Here is a 19,236-nt window from a genome sequence, read left to right as displayed (position 1 = left end):
TCAACTCAACTCAACTCAACTCAACTCAACTCAACTCAACTCAACTCAACTCAACTCAACTCAACTCAACTCAACTCAACTCAAGTTGCGTTGGACATATATTTCTTATAATTACAAGATGCTTTTTCTTAAAATTCCGAAAAATTTCATCGGAATTTTGCACGATGTCGCTGCCAGAAGGGCGGTGGCATAAATGTTAAGGGACAATGCGGACTTTAATAAGCACGTCAATTCAAACTCAGCCTTTATGGCAGAACTTCAAGAAAAATTGCCGGCGTATTTTGTGCCTGAAACAGTGGATGATGACGGCAATGTGACTGCTCCAGGCGGCTTCGACCTTGAAAAATTTAAGCAGAGCCTCAAGGAAAGTAACGTTAATGAACTTTCATCAGGCTATCAACTCGATTTTATCGGAAAAAATTATGCTAAAAAACAGGCCGGTGAACGACCTGAAACGGTGATCGTTGCGGACACTGAGCATAATGCTAAGACGGAGAATAAGGATTCCAAGAACCTCTTTTTCACGGGTGACAATTTAGAAGTTTTACGCCATTTGCAAAATGCGTACGCCAACGCGGTGGACTTTATTTACATTGATCCACCGTACAATACAGGGACTGATGGCTTCGTTTATCCTGATCACTTTGAGTATGATGATGCCAAACTTCAGGAGATGTTCGGCTTAAACGACGATGAGGTTAGCCGCCTTAAAAGCATTCAGGGAAAGGCAACTCATTCTGCGTGGCTGGCATTTATGTATCCACGGCTTTATTTAGCAAAGAAACTTTTGAAGGATAGCGGCCTGATTTTTATCTCCATTGATGATAATGAACAAGCAAACCTGAAGCTGTTAATGGACGAAATTTTTGGCGAGGGGAGCTTTAAAAATGTGTTAGCCGTTCGGCGTGGCGCAAAGTCTGTCCAGGCTCAGTTTGAAACCTGGGATAAACTTGGTCAGGATTACGAGTATGTTTTGCTATATACCAAGGATGGTAATAGTCGTTTCCCCGCCCAATTTAAAAAACTGACGGATAAACGTGAGGGGACGTGGAATAATCACTGGCGTGGGACGGACCGGCCGACCATGCGGTACGCCTTGTTTGGCATCACCCCGGAACGCGGGCAATGGCGGTGGAGTAAAGAACGAAGTGACAAGGGTGCTGAGAATTATCAGCAGCTTCTGCAAGATTTGGGGGCAACGACCAGTGACATTACCAATGAACAAATCGATACCTGGATAAAAAAGCAGGATCAACCGGTTGATTTACTCCGGTTATCAAGCACAGGCAAGCCGGAGCATTACATCCCGGCGACCGATGAAACGCTCCTAAATTCAAACTGGACGGATCTGTTGATCGGTAATTCCAGTGAACTGCGCAAGTTGTTTGGCTTTGTGCCGTTCGATACGCCAAAATTGGTCGCACCAATTGAACGGATGCTCCATTTTGTGCCTAAGGATGCACTTGTTTTGGACTTCTTTGCGGGTTCAGCCACGACGGCGGATGCGGTCATGCAACTCAACAAGGCCGATGGTGGGCAGCGGCACTACATTTTGGCGCAGCTACCGGAACCATTACAGGATGACAGTGTTGCGGCAAAAGCTGGCTACAAGACCATTGACGAGATCTCGTGCGCTCGGATTGAAAAGGCCGCTGACGCAATTGGCGATGCCACTGGCTTTAAGCATTACCATGTGGTACAACCCAACGTTGATTCACTGGATGAAATCGAATTTCACGATGACATTGAATTGAATTTATTTGACGACATGATCACCCCGTTTTCAAGTGCTCGCTTGGGGGTGCCCGGGGGCAGTGCGGGCAATGAGACCATTTTGAACACGTGGCTCTTGGCGGATGGGTACACTTTTGATACGCCAATCAAAACACGTCAATTTGGGCATGCTAGTGTGGCTTACGTGAATGATTCCAGAATTTACATCATCAATAAGGATTGGAATACGGACGCGACGAAAGCGCTTGTTAATGAAATTGGCACAAACCAATTAACCGTTCAAAGTGTTGTTGTTTACGGTTACGAACTGGCGATGGAACACCGCCGGGAGCTTGAATTAGCGCTGAAACAACTGGACGTTAGCGTTAATTTACAAGTGAGGTACTAGCATGAAAATAACGCTAGATGAATTACCTCATCAAGAAAAAGCATTGGCAGCCATCATGGCCAGTTTTCCGGGGCTGGATGAACAGCCAAACGGTTCCCGTGATGCTGACGTTTACGCCAACCCAATCGTGACGCATGCCGGCGAAGACGTAGCGAACATCGATGTAAAAATGGAAACCGGTACCGGGAAAACGTACGTTGGCGTTCGGACGATGTATGAATTGCACCGCCGCTTTGGCCTGTTTAAATTTGTTGTCGTGGTGCCGAGTCCTGCCATCAAAGCGGGTTGGAAAAACTTCATCACCGCTGACTATGCAAAACGGCATTTTGGTCAATTTTATGAGAATGTCAACGTTAATTTAAACGTCATCAATGCCGGCGATTTCAAGGCTAAATCAGGCCGTAGCAACATGCCGGCACAATTGATCGATTTTGTTGAAGGCTCGCGGTTGAATCAAAATACGATCGAGGTTTTGTTGATCAATGCGGGAATGCTGGCATCAAAGTCGCTGACGAAAGCCTATGATCAAACGCTTCTTTCGGGATGGACCACCCCAATCGACGCAATTGTTGCCACGCGCCCCGTGGTTCTTATGGACGAACCCCACCGTTTTCCGCGGGGGAAGGCGTTCTATCAGGCCGTTGAATTGCTGAAACCACAGTCAATCATTCGGCTGGGCGCAACGTTTCCAGAGGTTAAGGTTGGCCGGGGGAAAAACGCCCAGTTGCTTAAGGACTATTACCGAAACGAACCGCAGTTTAACCTGAATGCTGTGGATGCCTTTAACCACGGGCTGGTCAAGGCCATTGACATCTACTATCCGAACGTTTCGAAAGCAGCGGCCGCGGATAAGTGGGTCGTTGATTCTGTGAAGGCAAAAACGCTGGTTTTGAAGCAGGGGCCAACGCTACGAACGGTGGGCGTTGGTGACGACCTTGGCTTTGACGGGAACATCACCTATGAGGGTGGCAAAGTTTTATCGAACGGCCTAGAACTTGAAAAAGGGATGACGTTTTTACCAGCAACAATGACGGCGTCTTACCAAGAGATGATCATTCGTGAAGCAATCGACCATCACTTTGCTGCTGAAATCACGAATTTCATGCGTGAAAATGACAACCAAGCAAAGGTTAAAACGCTCTCACTGTTTTTCATTGATTCCATTCGGTCCTATCGTGGCGAACCAGGTGAACACGCCTGGTTGAAAGACCTTTTTGAAAAATTGCTTAACCAAAAACTGACCGACCTCATTCAAATGTATCGAGCGAAAACCCAGCCGCGTGAGCGTGAGTACCTGTCATTTTTACAGGCAACGCTGGCCAATCTAACGACAGATGTTCATGCCGGCTACTTTGGTGAAGACCGTGGTAGCGGTGACGAAGGGATTCAAAAAGAAGTCGATGACATTTTGGTAAACAAAGAAAAACTGTTGTCCTTCAAGGATGACAACGGCCATTGGAATACCCGCCGCTTTCTGTTTTCTAAATGGACGCTACGTGAAGGTTGGGACAATCCGAATGTTTTTATGATCGCTAAATTGCGAACATCGGGGTCCGAAACGTCAAAGCTGCAAGAAGTGGGTCGGGGGCTCCGGCTACCCGTTGATGAAAATGGCCACCGCCTTTTGCAGTCTGAGTTGCGAAGTCGGTTACGCTTTTTAATCGGTTATGACGAACGGGATTTTGCCCAAAAATTGGTAAACGAAGTCAATAGCGACACAGCGCTTACCGGATTCAGTGACAAATTAACGGTTGAAATGATTGACCTCATTGTTGAAAAACAGTTGGCGCCAGATGAAGCGACGCTGCTTAAAACGCTGCGGGCTTCAGAAATTATCAAACAGAATCGTGACTTTGAGCCTGGCGGATTTGCTAAGTTACTTGAGTTGTATCCGTTGCTGCGTGAAGTCAGCCTCGTTAAGCATGATAGAATCACGACGAACGGGCCACAGTCAAAACAACGGGTCGCATTAAATCAAGACAACTGGAACCGAATGCGCGCTTTGTGGCAGACGTTTTCACAACGGTTTATGCTGAAGTTTAGGCCAATTTCAGATGATGCCCTGCAAGCAATGGTTAACGAAACAATGCAGGGTCACGACGCATTTGTTCTGCAATCCCCTGAGTTTACCCGGGGTGAACTTTATGCGAGTGATGAAGATGAATTGTTACAGGCAAAGGAACAAACAGTGGCGGAGAACATAAGGCAACCGCTACCGGGAATGCCTTATGGGTTATTTTTGCGTAAGCTATCGGACAGCACTAAGCTACCGGTTGCAATCCTTCACCGGGCGTTAGTGCCAGTTTTAAAGAATGTGTATAACTCAGATACACGTTATTTAAATGAATTAACGCTAAGTAATTTGGCCCGACAGTTCAAAGTTTGCTTTGCCGAGAAGTATGCGCAAGCGTTTGAATATCAGGCGTTGGCTTTTCAAGCCAGCACCTCGGTGTATGACGCAAAGGCGGACACATTTAAAACAGACGTTTCTGCCGAGGCCATTGGTGTTAACGAAGACGACCAAGTTTTGGGGGATCAAACGCGGCAGTTATATGAAATGCCGCCCATGCGGTATGATTCAGTTCATCCTGAAAAGGAGTTGCTTACCCATGAGTATGACGCCAAGGTGACAGCTTTTGGGAAACTTCCAAGACGTGCCATTCAGGTTCCAAAGTATACTGGTGGAACAACAACGCCAGACTTTGTGTACGTGATTGAAGATGAGAACAAACAGGCAGTCTATTTATTGGTGGAGACGAAGGCCGAAAATAAACGGGTGGGCGATGCGCAGATTGTGAACACCCACCGCCAATTCTTCGAGCAATTGCGGCACCATCACATTGCGTATGAAGAGGCGGTAACTGCAAATGAGGTTTACGCCAAAATCAAGGGTCTGGAACAAAGTGATCAGTAAGAGATGCGTCATTGCTTGCCCATTTAGCGAAGTTGGCTGTCCGGTTGGGCGGTCAACTTTTTTATTTGCTTCAGCAGCCGCCAAAAAGAACGCGTGAGTGCACCGAATGATAAAAATCGTCAGCTAAAAGGGCCCGATAAGATCGTCGAAACGGTTTAATTCGTTAGAATTGCGTTAAAGCGGCGCTTAGGCCTCGTTTTTTAAACCGTGATTCGGTATAATAACTTAGGTTCAAAAAGAAGTTTGGGAGTGAAAGTAATGGGGAATTCCACCACAAAGGGCATTCAAATTGCCATTGATGGTCCTGCATCAGCAGGCAAAAGCACAGTAGCAAAGTTAGTTGCTGCTAAGTATGGGTATGTGTACCTCGACACAGGTGCCATGTACCGGGCCATTACCTGGGCCGCAATGGACCAACAGGTGGACTTAACGGATGAAGCGGCAGTGATGGCAATTGTTGCCGCAACACCAATTCGGTTTGCACCCGGCAAACCAGACCAACTCGTTTTTGCGGGGGATGTGGACGTTACCCGTGCCATTCGTGAAGACGACGTCACAAACAATGTCTCAACGATTGCCGCATTGCCCAAGGTTCGGGCAGCATTGACTGCCCAAATGCAGACCATTGCTGCAGCAGGTGGCATTGTCATGGATGGTCGTGACATTGGCACCACCGTTTTACCAGATGCGCAAGTGAAGATTTTCTTGGTTGCCAGCGTGGCCGAACGTGCCCAACGGCGGTTTAAGGAAAATCAAGCGAAAGGCATGGACGTTTCACTTGCAACGCTAGAGCAAGAAATCGCGGCGCGTGACTATAAAGATTCACACCGCAAGACGTCACCACTGACGCAAGCGAAAGACGCGCAGTTGGTTGATACCACATCGTTATCCATCGATCAGGTGGTGACGACCATTGCCGAGATGGTTAATAAATATTTAAATCGTCAAGGTTAGTCGTATTTGCTGGTAATTCAGTGGACTTTCGATTATGATGTTAAATAGATATTGTCACTAGGAGGATTTTTTTCATGAGCGAGAACGAAGACAACAAAGAATTATTAGATGCGTTAAACAACGCGGGCCAAGTTAACATTGGCGACGTCGTTAAGGGTGAAGTTTTGGCCATTGATGACGACCGACAAGCAATTGTTGGAATCGGCGACACAGGTGTTGAAGGTGTCGTACCAGTTAAAGAATTAACTGCAGATGCAGATTCATTGAGCGTTGGTGACGAACTGGACTTAGTTGTCATTTCACGCATCGGTAACGACAAAGAAGGCGGGAGCTACTTACTGTCACAACGTCGTTTAGAAGCCCGTAAAGCATGGGATAACATCGAAAAAGAATACAAGAGTGGCGACACCTTAGAAGCAACGGTTACACAAGTTGTTAAGGGTGGATTAGTTGTTGACGCTGGTGTTCGTGGATTTGTTCCTGCATCAATGGTTTCTGACCATTATGTTGAAGACTTAAACCAATTCAAGGGTCAAGAATTAGCATTTAAGATCGTTGAAATCGAACCAAGTGAAAACCGTTTGATCTTGTCACACCGTGCCATTGTTGAATCAGAAAACAAGGCTAAGCGGGCAGAATTATTCGAAAACTTGGCTGCCGGTGATGTTATTGAAGGAACAGTTGCCCGCATGACGGACTTCGGTGCCTTCGTTGATCTTGGTGGTGTGGACGGTTTAGTTCACGTTTCCGAAATCTCATACGACCACGTCAACAAGCCAAGCGATGTCTTGAAGGTTGGCGAAACCATCAACGTGAAGGTTCTGAACGTCGATGCAGATCGTCAACGGATTTCATTATCATTGAAGCAAACACAACCTGGTCCTTGGGATGACATCGAAGACAAGGCCCCAGTTGGCGCTGTCTTGGATGGAACGGTTCGCCGTTTAACAGACTTTGGTGCCTTTGTTGAAGTGTTCCCTGGTGTTGAAGGTTTGGTTCACATTTCTCAAATCTCACACGAACACATTGCAACGCCTAACGATGTTTTGAAGGTTGGCCAAGCAGTTCAAGTTAAGGTTCTGAACGTTGACCCTGCCCAACAACGGCTTGGTTTGTCAATTAAGGCTCTTGAAGAAAAGCCACAAGCTGACAACAACGATGCTGAAGAAGACCAACGGAACGCTTCCCGTTCTGATGTTCAAAATTACTCCAGCGATGATGACAGCGGCTTTACGATCGGTGACTTGACTGGCGACGACCTGAACAAGTAAGCTTAAAACCTGATTGAAGGTTCCTCCATCATGTGGGGGAACCTTTTTTCGTCGGAACCACTGGCGGATTTTAGTTGCGCTTCGCTTATGGATTGCGTAAACTGAAACGAGCTTATTGATTCCATTAACAAATAAAAATGACTTAATCAAAAGGAGGACACCATGCCAAATCCAACAGTTGCCATTGTCGGCAGACCAAACGTCGGAAAATCAACCATCTTTAACCGGTTAGTCGGCGATCGGATTTCCATCGTGGAAGATACACCTGGTGTAACACGTGACCGGATCTATTCTTCTGCAGAATGGCTTGGCCGCCATTTTAACTTGATCGATACGGGGGGGATTGACCTCTCAGATCAACCATTTAGCGTTCAAATTACTGAACAAGCTGAAATTGCGATTGATGAAGCAGATGTCATCATCTTTTTAGCCAGTGCACCTGAAGGGGTCACGGACGAAGATGAACAGGTTGCTAAAATTTTATACCGCGCGGATAAACCCGTTTTATTGGCAGTGAACAAGGCTGATAACCCGGAACAACGTCAGGAAATTTATGACTTTTACAGTCTCGGATTCGGCGATCCGCACCCGATTTCTGGGGCTCACGGAACGGGTCTGGGTGACTTACTGGACGCCGTTGTTAAGGAATTTCCAGCAGATGCTGAAAATGAAGAGGACGATACCATTCGTTTCAGCCTTATTGGGCGGCCTAACGTTGGGAAATCATCCATTGTTAACGCCTTACTTGGTGAAGACCGGGTGATTGTCTCAGATGTTTCCGGGACGACGCGGGATGCCATTAACACGCAGTTTACTGATCCAGACGGTGACGTCTTTACCATGGTCGACACGGCCGGACTCCGGAAACGGGGAAAGGTGTATGAAAACACCGAACGGTACTCAGTGATGCGGGCCATGAGCGCCATCGACAAGAGTGACGTTGTCCTGGTCGTGTTAAACGCCGAGGAAGGAATTCGCGAACAGGATAAGCACGTTGCTGGTTACGCTCATGAAGCGGGACGAGCAATCATTATCGTGGTTAACAAGTGGGACACCTTGGAAAAGGATGACTACACGATGGCCAACTTTGAGGCGCAGATTCGGGAAGAATTCCAGTACCTTGATTACGCACCGATCGTGTTCGTTTCTGCGAAGACACGGCAACGGTTGAACAAGTTGCCAGATCTGATCAAGCAGGTCAACGAAAACCACCGCAAGCGGATCCAATCATCGACACTGAACGATGTCATCACGGATGCAATTGCGACAACACCAACGCCAACCCAAAATGGTCGGCGGTTACGTGTTTACTATGTGACGCAAGTGGCCATCCAGCCACCGACCTTTGTGCTGTTTGTTAACGACCCTGAATTGCTTCATTTCTCATATTCACGGTTCTTAGAAAACCAAATCCGGAAGGCCTTCGACTTTACGGGGACACCGATCCACCTTATTGCGCGGCAACGAAAGTAGTCGTTTTTGCTCAATTTAATGCCGTTTTATAAAAAAAACGATGAAAATGCTCTGAAACATTGATTTAACAGGGAAAAATGCCTGTTTTAGCTTGTTCAAAGCGAACCCGTGTGGTAAATTAAATGTTGAAATGATGCGGTTTCCGTTATTGTTTCGCCATTTCTGGACCACTCAGAGATGGCCACTAGATGTTTTAATAAAACGTCTAAGCCCAAATCCGGAGGTGAAATCTCACATGGCAAACAAAGCACAATTAGTTAACGACGTTGCAGTTGCAACTGGTTTAACCAAGAAGGACGCAACCGCTGCAGTTGATGCAGTTTTTGCTTCAGTTCAAAAGAGCTTAGCTGATGGCGACAAAGTTCAATTGATCGGTTTCGGTAACTTCGAAGTACGCTCACGCGCTGCTCGTAAGGGCCGTAACCCACAAACTGGGCAAGAAATCGAAATCCCAGCAAGCAAGGTACCTGCATTCAAGCCAGGTAAAGCTTTGAAGGATGCCGTTAAGTAATTCATTACTTAATTGGTAAAGACCCGAATTCGTTCGGGTCTTTTTCTTTACCTTAAATTCGGAATAAAGCAATCTGCTAGCGCTTAGTGGCTGATTGGCGTAGAATAATATGTCGACAATGAACGGGAAGGTGACGGTAATGAACGAAACCAGTTATGCGGAGCAGATGTTAGACGCTTTACAAAGTGGGCAGGTGGACGAAGCCAATAAGTTGTATGCGTGGGCATTGCGCAAGGATGATGACGAGACACTGTACAATTTGGCGGAACAATTATACGGACTGGGATTTAATAAGAAGGCCCAACGAATCTATGAACGGTTGCTGGAAAGCTATCCTGATGAAGACGAGTTGCGCACCAGTTTAGCCGATATTGCCATTGATGAAAATGATCTGGATGCTGCGACGGCCTATTTAGAGGCCATTCAACCAACATCACCAGCTTATTTGCAAAGTCTCCTGGTTCAAGCGGATTTATATCAATCTGAAGAACTGTTTGAAGTCAGCGAACAAAAGCTGCTGACTGCTGCAAAGATTGCGCCAGATGAACCGGTTGTGCTCTTTGCACTGGGGGAATTTTACTTCATGATGCGTGCTTATCAGCAGGCGATTGAATATTACCTAACGCTCATCAAACGGGGAATTCCTAAAATGGAAGAAGTGGACCTCGTTTCACGAATCGGAGTTGCCTACGCAAATGCGGGTAAGTTTGAACAAGCAGTGGCGTACCTGGAACAGATTCACACGGCGGACATGACACCAGACGTTCGCTTCCAAATGGGGTTTGTGTACACGCAGTTGAAGGATAATCAAAAGGCCATTGCGGCGTTTGAAGCACTCCTGGAGGAGGACCCTTCCTATGCGTCCGTTTATCCGTATCTTGCTCACGCACTAACCGATGAAAACCGGCTTGAAGAGGCCTACAAGGTTGCTCAACAAGGGTTAAGCGTTGACGAATACAATCAGGACCTCTTTGGTCAAGCGGCGAGTCTGGCGTTACGGTTGAATGATCCAGCCGACGCTGAAGATTACTTCAAACGGGGACTCGCCTTAGATCCTGATAACCAGACGTTAATGCTGCAACTGAGTAATCTCTACGTCCAGGCACATAAGGACGTGGAAAATGTTGATTTGGCCACGCAGTATGTTCAAAACAACCAGGTGGACCCACAGGTGTACTGGAACCTTGCCGTGTCTTACACGCGCTTAGAGGAGTGGGAGTTAGCCACGCAGTATTATGATGCGGCGCAGCCATACTTTGAAACCAACGTGGACTTTTTGAAGCCTGCCTTCTACTTTTACCGTGAACAGGGCCAAGTGGAGACCGCTGTGGCATTGTTACGTCGGTACCTTCAATTAGCACCTGATGATCAGGAAATGGCGGCGGCCCTTGAAGATTACGAGGATCAAGGCTACTAAAAATTAAGTTAATGAAAAAGTAAACGCGCTCAGATGTCGGATAGGTTTCCGATAATCTGAGCGCGTCTTTTTAAACGAACTTTGAATAAAACGTTTGGTGAGTTTAGGGCACCTTTAGCGTGTGACGTGATAAAACATTGTATTCACGGTAAACACACGCACCAATTAAGGCAAGGTCAATTAAAATGAGCATGAGGATCTTCGGCAAGAAGAAACTGATAACACAAATGAGAAAGACCAAGCCGCCGCTGATGATTATTTCGGTGGTTGAGGTTCTATTCCGCTGGTGCCGAAGAACCATAAGGGTCAGCGTCCCTAAAGTCAGGACAAGGCTAATTAGATAACCTGATTTGATGATTGTCGCTTGTGAGTGTGCCAACTCCATCAGGAAAAAGCAGCCCAGTGTCAAAAACAGAATGAAATTAATGTGCATTCCGCGGAAAATCGCTAGGCCTTGATAATTAGTGGCATGAACCTCAACGTTACTCATGAGTGAGTAGTACAGCCACCAGACGGTAATTGTACTGACGATGAGGAGTAAAAAAAGGCCAATCTTGGGAAAGGATAATCCCTCATCGAATAGCTCAATGAGGTTGGCCAGGGATTCACCAAGAATAATCATTGTGAACTGCCCGTAACGCTCAAGCAGCGAAGACGATAGTTGAAACGGAATTTTCCGTTCTGTAAATTCGCGGTTAAAGTTGGCACTTTCAAACGTTAAGGCGAACATATCGATGAAGATGGCAATGGCCATGGCGACCTGTTGAAGCCCCGCTGTCGGTGCTAGTGGAACTAGCAGAAAGAAGACCAAGCCGACGGCGTAGGCGATGAGATAGGGCCCGGTGGTCAGCATGTGGGCCGGATCATACCGAGCAGTCGTCCACCACATGTACATGAACAGCAGCTGAATTAAACAATAGACAACGGCGGTTGGCGTAAAGTGACCAGCAAAGGCGGTGGTGACACTGCCAGCCAGCAGCGCGACAAGGACGATCTGCGCCATGGTCAGGGCGATGACCCGAATACTGTCGTTCCCGTGGAGGTCAAAGTAGATGACCAGATTATTCCAGCTATTGAAAATTAAGTAAAAGAGAATTAAAAAAGTGGCCAGCCCCGGCCAGTTGAGGTGCTCCCCAAAGCCAACGGTAATGCTGTGAATAATGACGACGTACACTAAGTCAGAAAACAGTTCGAGCCAGGAAATTTTCCGGTCTTGAATCTGTTGCGTGATTTTCCGTGGTGCGCCAAAGAGGTGTTGTTTAGCCATAAAGTCTGCTGGCCTCCTAGTGGTTTGAAAGCGCCTGGGCGTTTTTAAACAGAATTTGCTTTTGTAACGTTACGTCGGCGGTCATGGTTGTAATGGCCTCAATGATTTCTTGACTGGCCCCAACCGGTGGTAGGCCTAGAGGTGCGTCAGTTCCAAAGAACACGTGGTCTGCGCCAAAGAATTCAACCGTGAGTTTGAGTGCCGTTGGATTCCCAAGAATGGCCGTATCAACGTAAAACTGATGGAAGGCTGCCGCCTGGTCTGCGGGAAGAATGGCATTGATACGGCCTGAAAAAAAGGGCACCATGGCGCCGGCATGATGGACGATGATTTTTAAGGCGGGGTACCGTTCAAAAATCCCCGCACTGACTAGTTGCTGCATGGCTAAGGAAAGCTCGTATTCCCAGCTGAAGACGATGTTGTTATCCGGTTTCCGGTCATCAAACACCGGGTGGAGCCAAATGGGTAAGCTCAATTTGTTCGCCAGTTTGAAGATGTAATCGTAGGCGGGGTCAGCAATGGATTCACCGAGAGCCCGGGTGAAGAGTTGGATGCCTAGTAAATGTGGCTGGGTCGCAATTGTCCGCATAATGCTTGTGACACCATCAGGATTATTGAGGGGCAGCATGGCAACTGCACCAATAAACTGATCGGGATGAGTGGTAACGAGTGTTTCCAATTCCGCGTTACCAAAAGTACACAGGTCAAACGCTGTCTGTGGATCAGTAAAGTCTTCCGGGTTAAGGTTCATCATGCTAATGATCTGTTGCGTTTGGACTTGCATGTGGTCGTGGCGAAACTCCATGTCCGTTAAGGCCGGTGCATTAACGTAGGGGGCCTTTTCGGGAATGCTGGGGTCAATGGCTAACATTTTCTGGTAAAAATTGGGAGCGAGGACGTGTGCAAACACGTCAATCGGTAGTTGCGTCATAATGAGCAAAATCCTTTCAGTCTTGTTAACTAGATAATATCAGCTTATAAGCATACTAATGCAAGGAATAACTGTTTATAATGACACGGGAGTGACAACTAAAATTTAGAAACGGTGGCTTCTTCCGGCAAGATTAGTCATTTGGCGATTCTGGAACAGGCTGGGCAGACAATGTCTCGAATCGGAATGCGTTATTGGTCAACGCCGTGCAACACATCCACGCAGCGGCCGTGGCACTGACTGATGGTGAAAAATGATATAACCAACTAAAAAGAGCCTGCTTTGTTTTCGTGATTGAAAACAAGGTAGGCTCTCTTTGATTTCGCTAATTTGCTTGGTAGTCGGCTTCTAAGTCAGCGAGTGTTAGTGAAAATGTGACGCGTACTTGATCATGATCGAGGACTTGCTGAAGGTCGGCTTGAGTAAGGCGGCTGACCGTTTGCCCCGTTTCTTGAAGAAAAGTTCCGGACTGCTTAGCTTGCAATGGCGCAATGAACCGCTTAAACGACCGCATGAATTGTTTTTCAAACGGACGCCAGGTGATCAATGCCATTGTTTGATCAAAGGCGGGCGCTAAAAAGTCTGCTGGTGTGTACCCTTTACTGATCAAGAGGAGGGTGAGGCGCGTATAAAAGTGCAATTGACCGTCTTCGACAAGCTCGCCAAGTTCATCTAGCCAATCTGTTTCAGGTTGCTTGGGTGTTGTCATAATGCCTCCAAAAATTAATGAATGTGATTAAAAAAGTGACCGTCGTTTAACGACTTTGTAGGTGAAGCCCTCACCAATGTTTTCTTGAATTGGAATGATGGACATAAACGCATGGTCGTCGATCCGTTCAACAATGCGGCGAAGCGTTTGAACTTCGCGCGGGCTTACGACACAGTACAACATTTTTTGTGGTTGATTCGTGAACCCACCCTCAGCATGTAAGTAGGTTACCCCCCGTTGGAGCTCAGCAATGATGGCGTCGGCAATATCAGCATTCTTTTGACTACTGATCATAATGGCGCGGGCTGCGTAAGCACCAGACTGAGTGAAGTTAACAATCTGGGTGAAGACAAAGGAGCACAGCAGGGTGTACATCATGTGAACAACGTCAATGTAGACCAATGAAGCTGCAAGAACCAAGACGTCCTGGACGAGCAAACTTCGGCCCATCGGCACGCCACGTTCCTTTTCAAAAATGCGGGCGATAATGTCCGTTCCACCAAGGGTCCCACCAGAACGATACACTAATCCGCACCCAAAACCACCAGTCACACCGGCCAGTGCTCCGGCGATGAACAGATCATGATGAATGTCAATGCTGATGGGGACGTGTTGCCAGATCCACAACCAGACCGATAACATGGTGATTCCAAACACGGTGTAAATGAATGAACGACGGCCTAATAAGCGCCAACCAATCAGAAGTAAGGGGATGTTGATCGCAAACGTGGTGTAGGCGGGGTTCCAATGAAGTAATGCCCGCAAAATAAGGGAAATCCCGGCCACACCACCGTCAGCTAATCGGTTGATGACGTTGACATAAATCAACCCAAAGGCGTATAAAGCTGCCCCACACGTGATAAAGATAAAATCACGAACGCGCATAGCTTCGTCTTGTCGCATAATATTCCTCAGTCTTTCGTGTTAATTTAGTCTGTTTATCATTAAAGATAGCAGACCAACAGGGAATTAGCCATAGTGTCAGTTAGCGATATTTCTGCTATGATGGGTAATAATAAATCGATTACGGGAGGAAGCCGCATGCGTTTGGCACAATTACCAGAGGAATTCGTTGGCGCCCAGCCAATTTTAACTACGTTAGAGGAAGCCGGTTATGAAGCCTACTTTGTGGGTGGCTCCGTGCGGGACACCATTTTAGGCAAGCCCATTCACGATGTGGACATTGCCACGAGTGCCTACCCGGAAGAAGTTAAATCGCTGTTTAACCGAACCGTGGATACCGGAATTGATCACGGGACGGTCATGATTTTAGACCATGGCACCGGCTATGAAACGACCACGTTTCGAACAGAATCCGGTTACCAAGATTACCGCCGTCCGGATGAAGTGACGTTTGTTCGTCACTTAGAGGATGATTTAAAGCGCCGCGATTTCACCATTAATGCCCTGGCATTGAAACAGGACGGGACCGTTGTGGACCTGTTTGACGGGTTGGCTGATTTAAAGGCGGGGATTATCCGCGCTGTTGGCGATCCTGAAGAACGTTTTGGTGAGGATGCCCTTCGCATGATGCGCGCCGTGCGGTTTGCCAGTCAACTGGATTTCACAATTGAACCGGCCACCCAAAAAGCCATTGCCGATCACGCTCATTTACTTAGCCAGATTGCTGTGGAACGCATCCACGAAGAGTTTGTGAAGATGATGACGGGCCGTTCTGCTCATAAGGGTCTAAGCTTGATGATCCAAACCAAGCTGGCTGATTACTGTCCGGGATTAATCGGCCACACCATTGATCTATCAACGATTGCGACCTTACCGCAGTTAGCGATGGCTGACGAAGTGGAGGTTTGGACGATGGTGGCCCTTCATTTGGGACTATCCTATCCTGACCTGATTGACTTTTTACAGGCCTGGAAGACCGCTAATCACATCATTCACAGTGTTAATTTGGCGTTACATTTAGTGTACGCCCAACAGTATAACGGGGTTACTCGCCAGCTTTTGTTTGCAATGACGGCGCCGACAATTGTCTCCGGGACACATGTGGCCCAGCAAAGTGGGTATGGCCCAGCAGATGAGCAGCAATGGACGACGGCGTATGAAGCGCTACCGATTCACGACAAGCACGACTTGGCTGTGACCGGTGCCGACCTCATTAAAACCCTCAACATTGCACCAGGTCCGGAAATTGGGACAACCCTTGATGCCGCCCTTGATGCTGTTTTAATGGAAACCGTGACTAACGACCATGAAGCGTTGATGGACTACATTCAAACAACCATCTTGGCCGATGATAATGATCAGAAATAAATGACTCTTTGAGAGAAACGAGACAATATGCAAACGTTACGCGCAGAAAATTTAACCCGAACGTATGGTGAGAAAACCCTGTTTAATGACACCTCCTTTTTAGTGGGGGAAACGGACCGGATCGGGTTGATTGGGACCAATGGAAGTGGAAAAACATCCCTTCTTAATACACTTGCAGGCATTGACCCACAAGACTCCGGGGTCATTGACACCCCTAATGATTATCGCATCAGCTACCTCAAACAACTTCCCGAACTAGATGAAACGCTCTCCGTTCTGGAAGCCGTTTTCGCCGGCGCCCAACCGGTGTTTAAAACCATCCGGGAGTACGAACAAGCATTAGCAAATTACGGGGGTCATCCAGAAGACGAAAATGCATTGAACCGTTACACCCGCGCCGAAGCTAAAATGAACCAGGAAGATGCCTGGTTGGCCGAAAGTAACGTCAAGACGATTTTGACACAACTGCACATCACAGATTTAGAGCAGTCCGTTAAAACGTTGTCTGGTGGCCAGCGAAAGCGGGTGGGGTTAGCCCAAGTGTTGATCCAAGCACCAGATTTACTCCTGCTGGATGAACCCACGAACCACCTCGACTTTGATTCCATCACGTGGTTAGAAAAGTACCTCGCCAGTTACCGTGGTGCGGTGATCGTCGTAACCCATGATCGATACTTTTTAGATGCCGTGGCGACCCGAATTTTTGAACTCTCATTTGGGGAACTTCGTGAATATCAAGGAAATTACCAAAGCTTTGTTGAGCAAAAGGCAGTGCTTGTCGAACATGAAGTGGAAGCAGACCGGAAGCAAACGCAGCTGTATAAAAAGGAACTGGCCTGGATGCGAACGTCGCCACACGCCCGGGGCACTAAGCAGCAGGCGCGGGTCAACCACTTTAACGACTTAAAGGAAAACCTCAACACGCTCCAGGTTGATCACGACGTCGACATCGCGTTAGGGCAGCAGCGCTTAGGGAAAAAGGTCATCATTGCAGAGCATGCGAACTTAACGCTTGGCGGCCACAAGATTTTAGACGACTTCAATCTCCTGATTCAGGCCAATGACCGGATCGGAATAACGGGGGACAATGGCGCCGGGAAATCAAGTTTACTAAACGTGTTGGCCCAACGGATTCCCGTGGATAGTGGCACGATCACAGTGGGTGAAACCGTTAAATTGGCGTACTATACGCAACAAACGGAACCTATTCCTGGTGATAAACGGGTCATCAGTTACCTGAATGAAGTGGCGGAAACGGTGACGGATAAAAACGGAAATGAAATTAGCACAACGAACCTGTTGGAACAATTCCTCTTTCCACGGTTTATGCATGGCACCTTAATTCGGAAACTATCCGGTGGTGAAAAGCGGCGACTTTACCTATTGAAATTGTTGATGGGTCAGCCCAACGTTTTGTTTCTGGATGAACCAACAAATGATTTAGACATCGGGACGTTAACGGTGTTGGAAGACTATTTGAGTCAGTTTGCCGGCACCGTGATCACCGTTTCTCATGATCGGTACTTCTTGGATAAAGTTGCGGACCAACTGTTGATTTTTGATGGTAATGGCAAAATCGAGCGGTTTAATGGGCGGTTCAGTCATTATTTGGACCGGATTCAAACAGCCGCGAAAGCACCCAAAAAGGCACCATCAGCACCGACAACTACGGCGCAACCCGCTGATGAACCCCAAGCAAAACATAAATTAACTTATGCAGAGCAAAAAGAGTGGGACGGAATCGAAGCAAAAATTGATGCCCTTGAAGCACATAAAGAAGAAATTGCTGCCGCAATGAACGAAAGCGGGACGGATTACGGCAAGTTAGCCGACTTACAGCGTGAACTGGAAACCACGGATCAATCTTTGACCGAGGCAATGGAACGCTGGGACTATCTTGGGCAATACGTTTAAACACTGAGACGTGAAAGGAAGCTTGGGCATGTTAGAAGACGCATATCTCCAGTTAGAACGGGACGTTTATGAACACGGGAACATTAAAACTGACCGGACAGGAACCGGAACAAAGTCATTATTTGGGGCCCAAATGCGGTTTGACCTCAGTGAGGGGTTCCCATTATTAACCACCAAAAAGGTGCCGTTTGGCCTAATCAAAAGTGAATTGCTGTGGTTCTTACATGGCGACACAAACATTCGCTACCTGCTGGAACACCGCAATCACATTTGGGATGAATGGGCATTTCAACGGTACGTTAACAGTTCAGCATACACCGGCCCTGACATGACGGATTTTGGTCGGCGTCACCTTGTTGACCCCGCGTTTAATGACGTTTATCAGGTTGAAATGAACCGGTTTGATGATCAAATTTTGACGGATGACGACTTTGCCGCTCGTTTTGGTGAGCTGGGCCAGGTGTACGGGGCCCAGTGGCGACACTGGCACACGTCCACCGGAGAAAGCATCGATCAACTGGCCAACGTGATCGACATGATCAAACAAACGCCTGATTCTAGACGCCTCATTGTTTCAGCCTGGAACCCTGAGGATGTGCCCACAATGGCGTTGCCACCGTGTCACACACTGTTCCAGTTTTATGTTGCGGACGGAAAACTGTCTTGTCAGTTATACCAACGCTCTGGTGACATTTTCCTTGGTGTGCCGTTTAACATTGCGAGCTATGCCTTATTAACGTCCATGGTGGCCAAGGAATGCGACCTCGCAGTTGGTGAGTTTGTGCATACATTAGGCGATGCCCACATCTACTTGAATCATCAAACGCAGGTTGCTGAACAACTGGGTCGAACACCACAAGCGGCACCAACTTTGTGGTTAAGTGATGAACCCACCAGTATTTTTGATTATGAAATGACTGATATTAAGCTGAAGGATTACAACCCGTTGCCAGCAATTAAGGCACCGGTTGCCGTTTAAAGGGGGACAGCACCATGCTAACGTTGATTTGGGCGGAAGGGGAAAACCACGTGATTGGTGATCACGGGCAATTGCCCTGGCACCTGCCAGCCGATGCCGCTTTTTTTAAGGCAACCACCACGGATCACACTGTGCTGATGGGGCGGGCCACGTTTGAATCCATTGGGCGCCCGTTGCCACACCGGAAAAATGTGGTGCTTTCTAGCCAGCTGCCTGTTGATACGCCCGGGGTAACGGTCGTTGCGACGTTAGCGGCCTTGCAGGACTACATTAGGGCACATGCTAATGAGGCGCTATTTGTCATCGGTGGTGTTGGTCTATATACAGCGTTAATGCCGCAGGCTGATTGTCTCCTGGTGACACGGATTGCGGGTCAGTTTGCTGGCGACACGATTATGCCGCCGGTTGATCCTCATCAGTGGCACTTAGATCACGTGGCCCCCCATGAGGCTGACGATAAAAATGCGTGGGCCTACCGCTTTGAAACGTATGTCCGGATTTAG

At 47.6% G+C, this 19,236-nt stretch carries 16 protein-coding genes; 12 read left to right on the top strand and 4 right to left on the bottom strand.

Features of this window, described 5'->3' with window-relative positions; genetic code table 11:
- The 8 genes from ACRYI5_RS02765 to ACRYI5_RS02730 all read left to right on the top strand — a co-directional run.
- The coding region (locus ACRYI5_RS02765) for a hypothetical protein (RefSeq protein WP_448224194.1) at positions 1 to 193 on the top strand (193 nt) is incomplete at its 5' end.
- Positions 194 to 2,122: a DNA methyltransferase gene (locus ACRYI5_RS02760; protein ID WP_448224193.1), complete on the top strand. Its 1,929-nt coding sequence runs from the start codon at positions 194 to 196 to the stop codon at positions 2,120 to 2,122.
- Between the two features lies 1 nt (position 2,123).
- Positions 2,124 to 5,036 carry a type III restriction-modification system endonuclease gene (locus ACRYI5_RS02755; RefSeq protein ID WP_448224192.1) on the top strand — a complete coding sequence of 971 codons (2,913 nt, stop codon included), beginning with the start codon at positions 2,124 to 2,126 and terminating at the stop codon, positions 5,034 to 5,036.
- 258 nt (positions 5,037 to 5,294) lie between these two features.
- Positions 5,295 to 5,990: a (d)CMP kinase gene (gene cmk / locus ACRYI5_RS02750; protein ID WP_448224191.1), complete on the top strand. Its 696-nt coding sequence runs from the start codon at positions 5,295 to 5,297 to the stop codon at positions 5,988 to 5,990.
- A gap of 74 nt (positions 5,991 to 6,064) precedes the next feature.
- A complete protein-coding gene (rpsA, locus tag ACRYI5_RS02745) occupies positions 6,065 to 7,261 on the top strand; it encodes a 30S ribosomal protein S1 (protein WP_407880391.1) in 1,197 nt (398 codons plus the stop codon).
- A 162-nt stretch (positions 7,262 to 7,423) separates the two neighbouring features.
- Positions 7,424 to 8,734 carry a ribosome biogenesis GTPase Der gene (der, locus tag ACRYI5_RS02740; protein ID WP_407880393.1) on the top strand — a complete coding sequence of 437 codons (1,311 nt, stop codon included), beginning with the start codon at positions 7,424 to 7,426 and terminating at the stop codon, positions 8,732 to 8,734.
- A gap of 235 nt (positions 8,735 to 8,969) precedes the next feature.
- Positions 8,970 to 9,245, top strand: a complete 276-nt coding sequence (locus ACRYI5_RS02735; RefSeq protein WP_407880394.1) for an HU family DNA-binding protein — start codon at positions 8,970 to 8,972, stop codon at positions 9,243 to 9,245.
- A gap of 109 nt (positions 9,246 to 9,354) precedes the next feature.
- Positions 9,355 to 10,662, top strand: a complete 1,308-nt coding sequence (locus ACRYI5_RS02730; RefSeq protein ID WP_407880396.1) for a tetratricopeptide repeat protein — start codon at positions 9,355 to 9,357, stop codon at positions 10,660 to 10,662.
- A gap of 103 nt (positions 10,663 to 10,765) precedes the next feature.
- Here the strand turns inward: ACRYI5_RS02730 and ACRYI5_RS02725 are convergent, their stop codons facing one another.
- The 4 genes from ACRYI5_RS02725 to ACRYI5_RS02710 form a co-directional block, all read right to left on the bottom strand.
- The gene (locus ACRYI5_RS02725) at positions 10,766 to 11,929 is read right to left on the bottom strand and encodes a low temperature requirement protein A (protein ID WP_448224190.1); all 1,164 of its coding nucleotides are present in this window, start codon (positions 11,927 to 11,929) and stop codon (positions 10,766 to 10,768) included.
- 16 nt (positions 11,930 to 11,945) lie between these two features.
- Positions 11,946 to 12,860 carry an amidohydrolase family protein gene (locus tag ACRYI5_RS02720; RefSeq protein ID WP_448224189.1) on the bottom strand — a complete coding sequence of 305 codons (915 nt, stop codon included), beginning with the start codon at positions 12,858 to 12,860 and terminating at the stop codon, positions 11,946 to 11,948.
- Between the two features lie 325 nt (positions 12,861 to 13,185).
- Entirely contained in the window at positions 13,186 to 13,569 is a 384-nt protein-coding gene (locus ACRYI5_RS02715) for a hypothetical protein (protein ID WP_407880402.1), read from the bottom strand.
- 27 nt (positions 13,570 to 13,596) lie between these two features.
- A complete protein-coding gene (locus tag ACRYI5_RS02710) occupies positions 13,597 to 14,472 on the bottom strand; it encodes a YitT family protein (RefSeq protein ID WP_407880404.1) in 876 nt (291 codons plus the stop codon).
- Between the two features lie 138 nt (positions 14,473 to 14,610).
- Between ACRYI5_RS02710 and ACRYI5_RS02705 the strand changes: the two genes are divergently transcribed.
- Genes ACRYI5_RS02705 through ACRYI5_RS02690 form a run of 4 tightly spaced genes read left to right on the top strand, consistent with a single transcriptional unit; the run spans position 14,611 to position 19,236 of the window.
- Complete coding sequence (locus tag ACRYI5_RS02705) at positions 14,611 to 15,840, top strand: CCA tRNA nucleotidyltransferase (protein ID WP_448224188.1); 1,230 nt, start codon at positions 14,611 to 14,613, stop codon at positions 15,838 to 15,840.
- Positions 15,841 to 15,867: 27 nt separating this feature from the next.
- Positions 15,868 to 17,754, top strand: coding sequence for an ABC-F family ATP-binding cassette domain-containing protein (locus ACRYI5_RS02700; RefSeq protein WP_448224187.1), 1,887 nt, complete (start codon positions 15,868 to 15,870; stop codon positions 17,752 to 17,754).
- Positions 17,755 to 17,782: 28 nt separating this feature from the next.
- Entirely contained in the window at positions 17,783 to 18,733 is a 951-nt protein-coding gene (locus ACRYI5_RS02695) for a thymidylate synthase (protein WP_448224186.1), read from the top strand.
- A gap of 14 nt (positions 18,734 to 18,747) precedes the next feature.
- Positions 18,748 to 19,236, top strand: a complete 489-nt coding sequence (locus ACRYI5_RS02690) for a dihydrofolate reductase (RefSeq protein WP_448224185.1) — start codon at positions 18,748 to 18,750, stop codon at positions 19,234 to 19,236.

The organism is Furfurilactobacillus sp. WILCCON 0119 (assembly GCF_053471565.1).
Note: the sequence above shows the minus strand (reverse complement) of the source record. Positions and strands in the feature narration are given on the sequence as shown.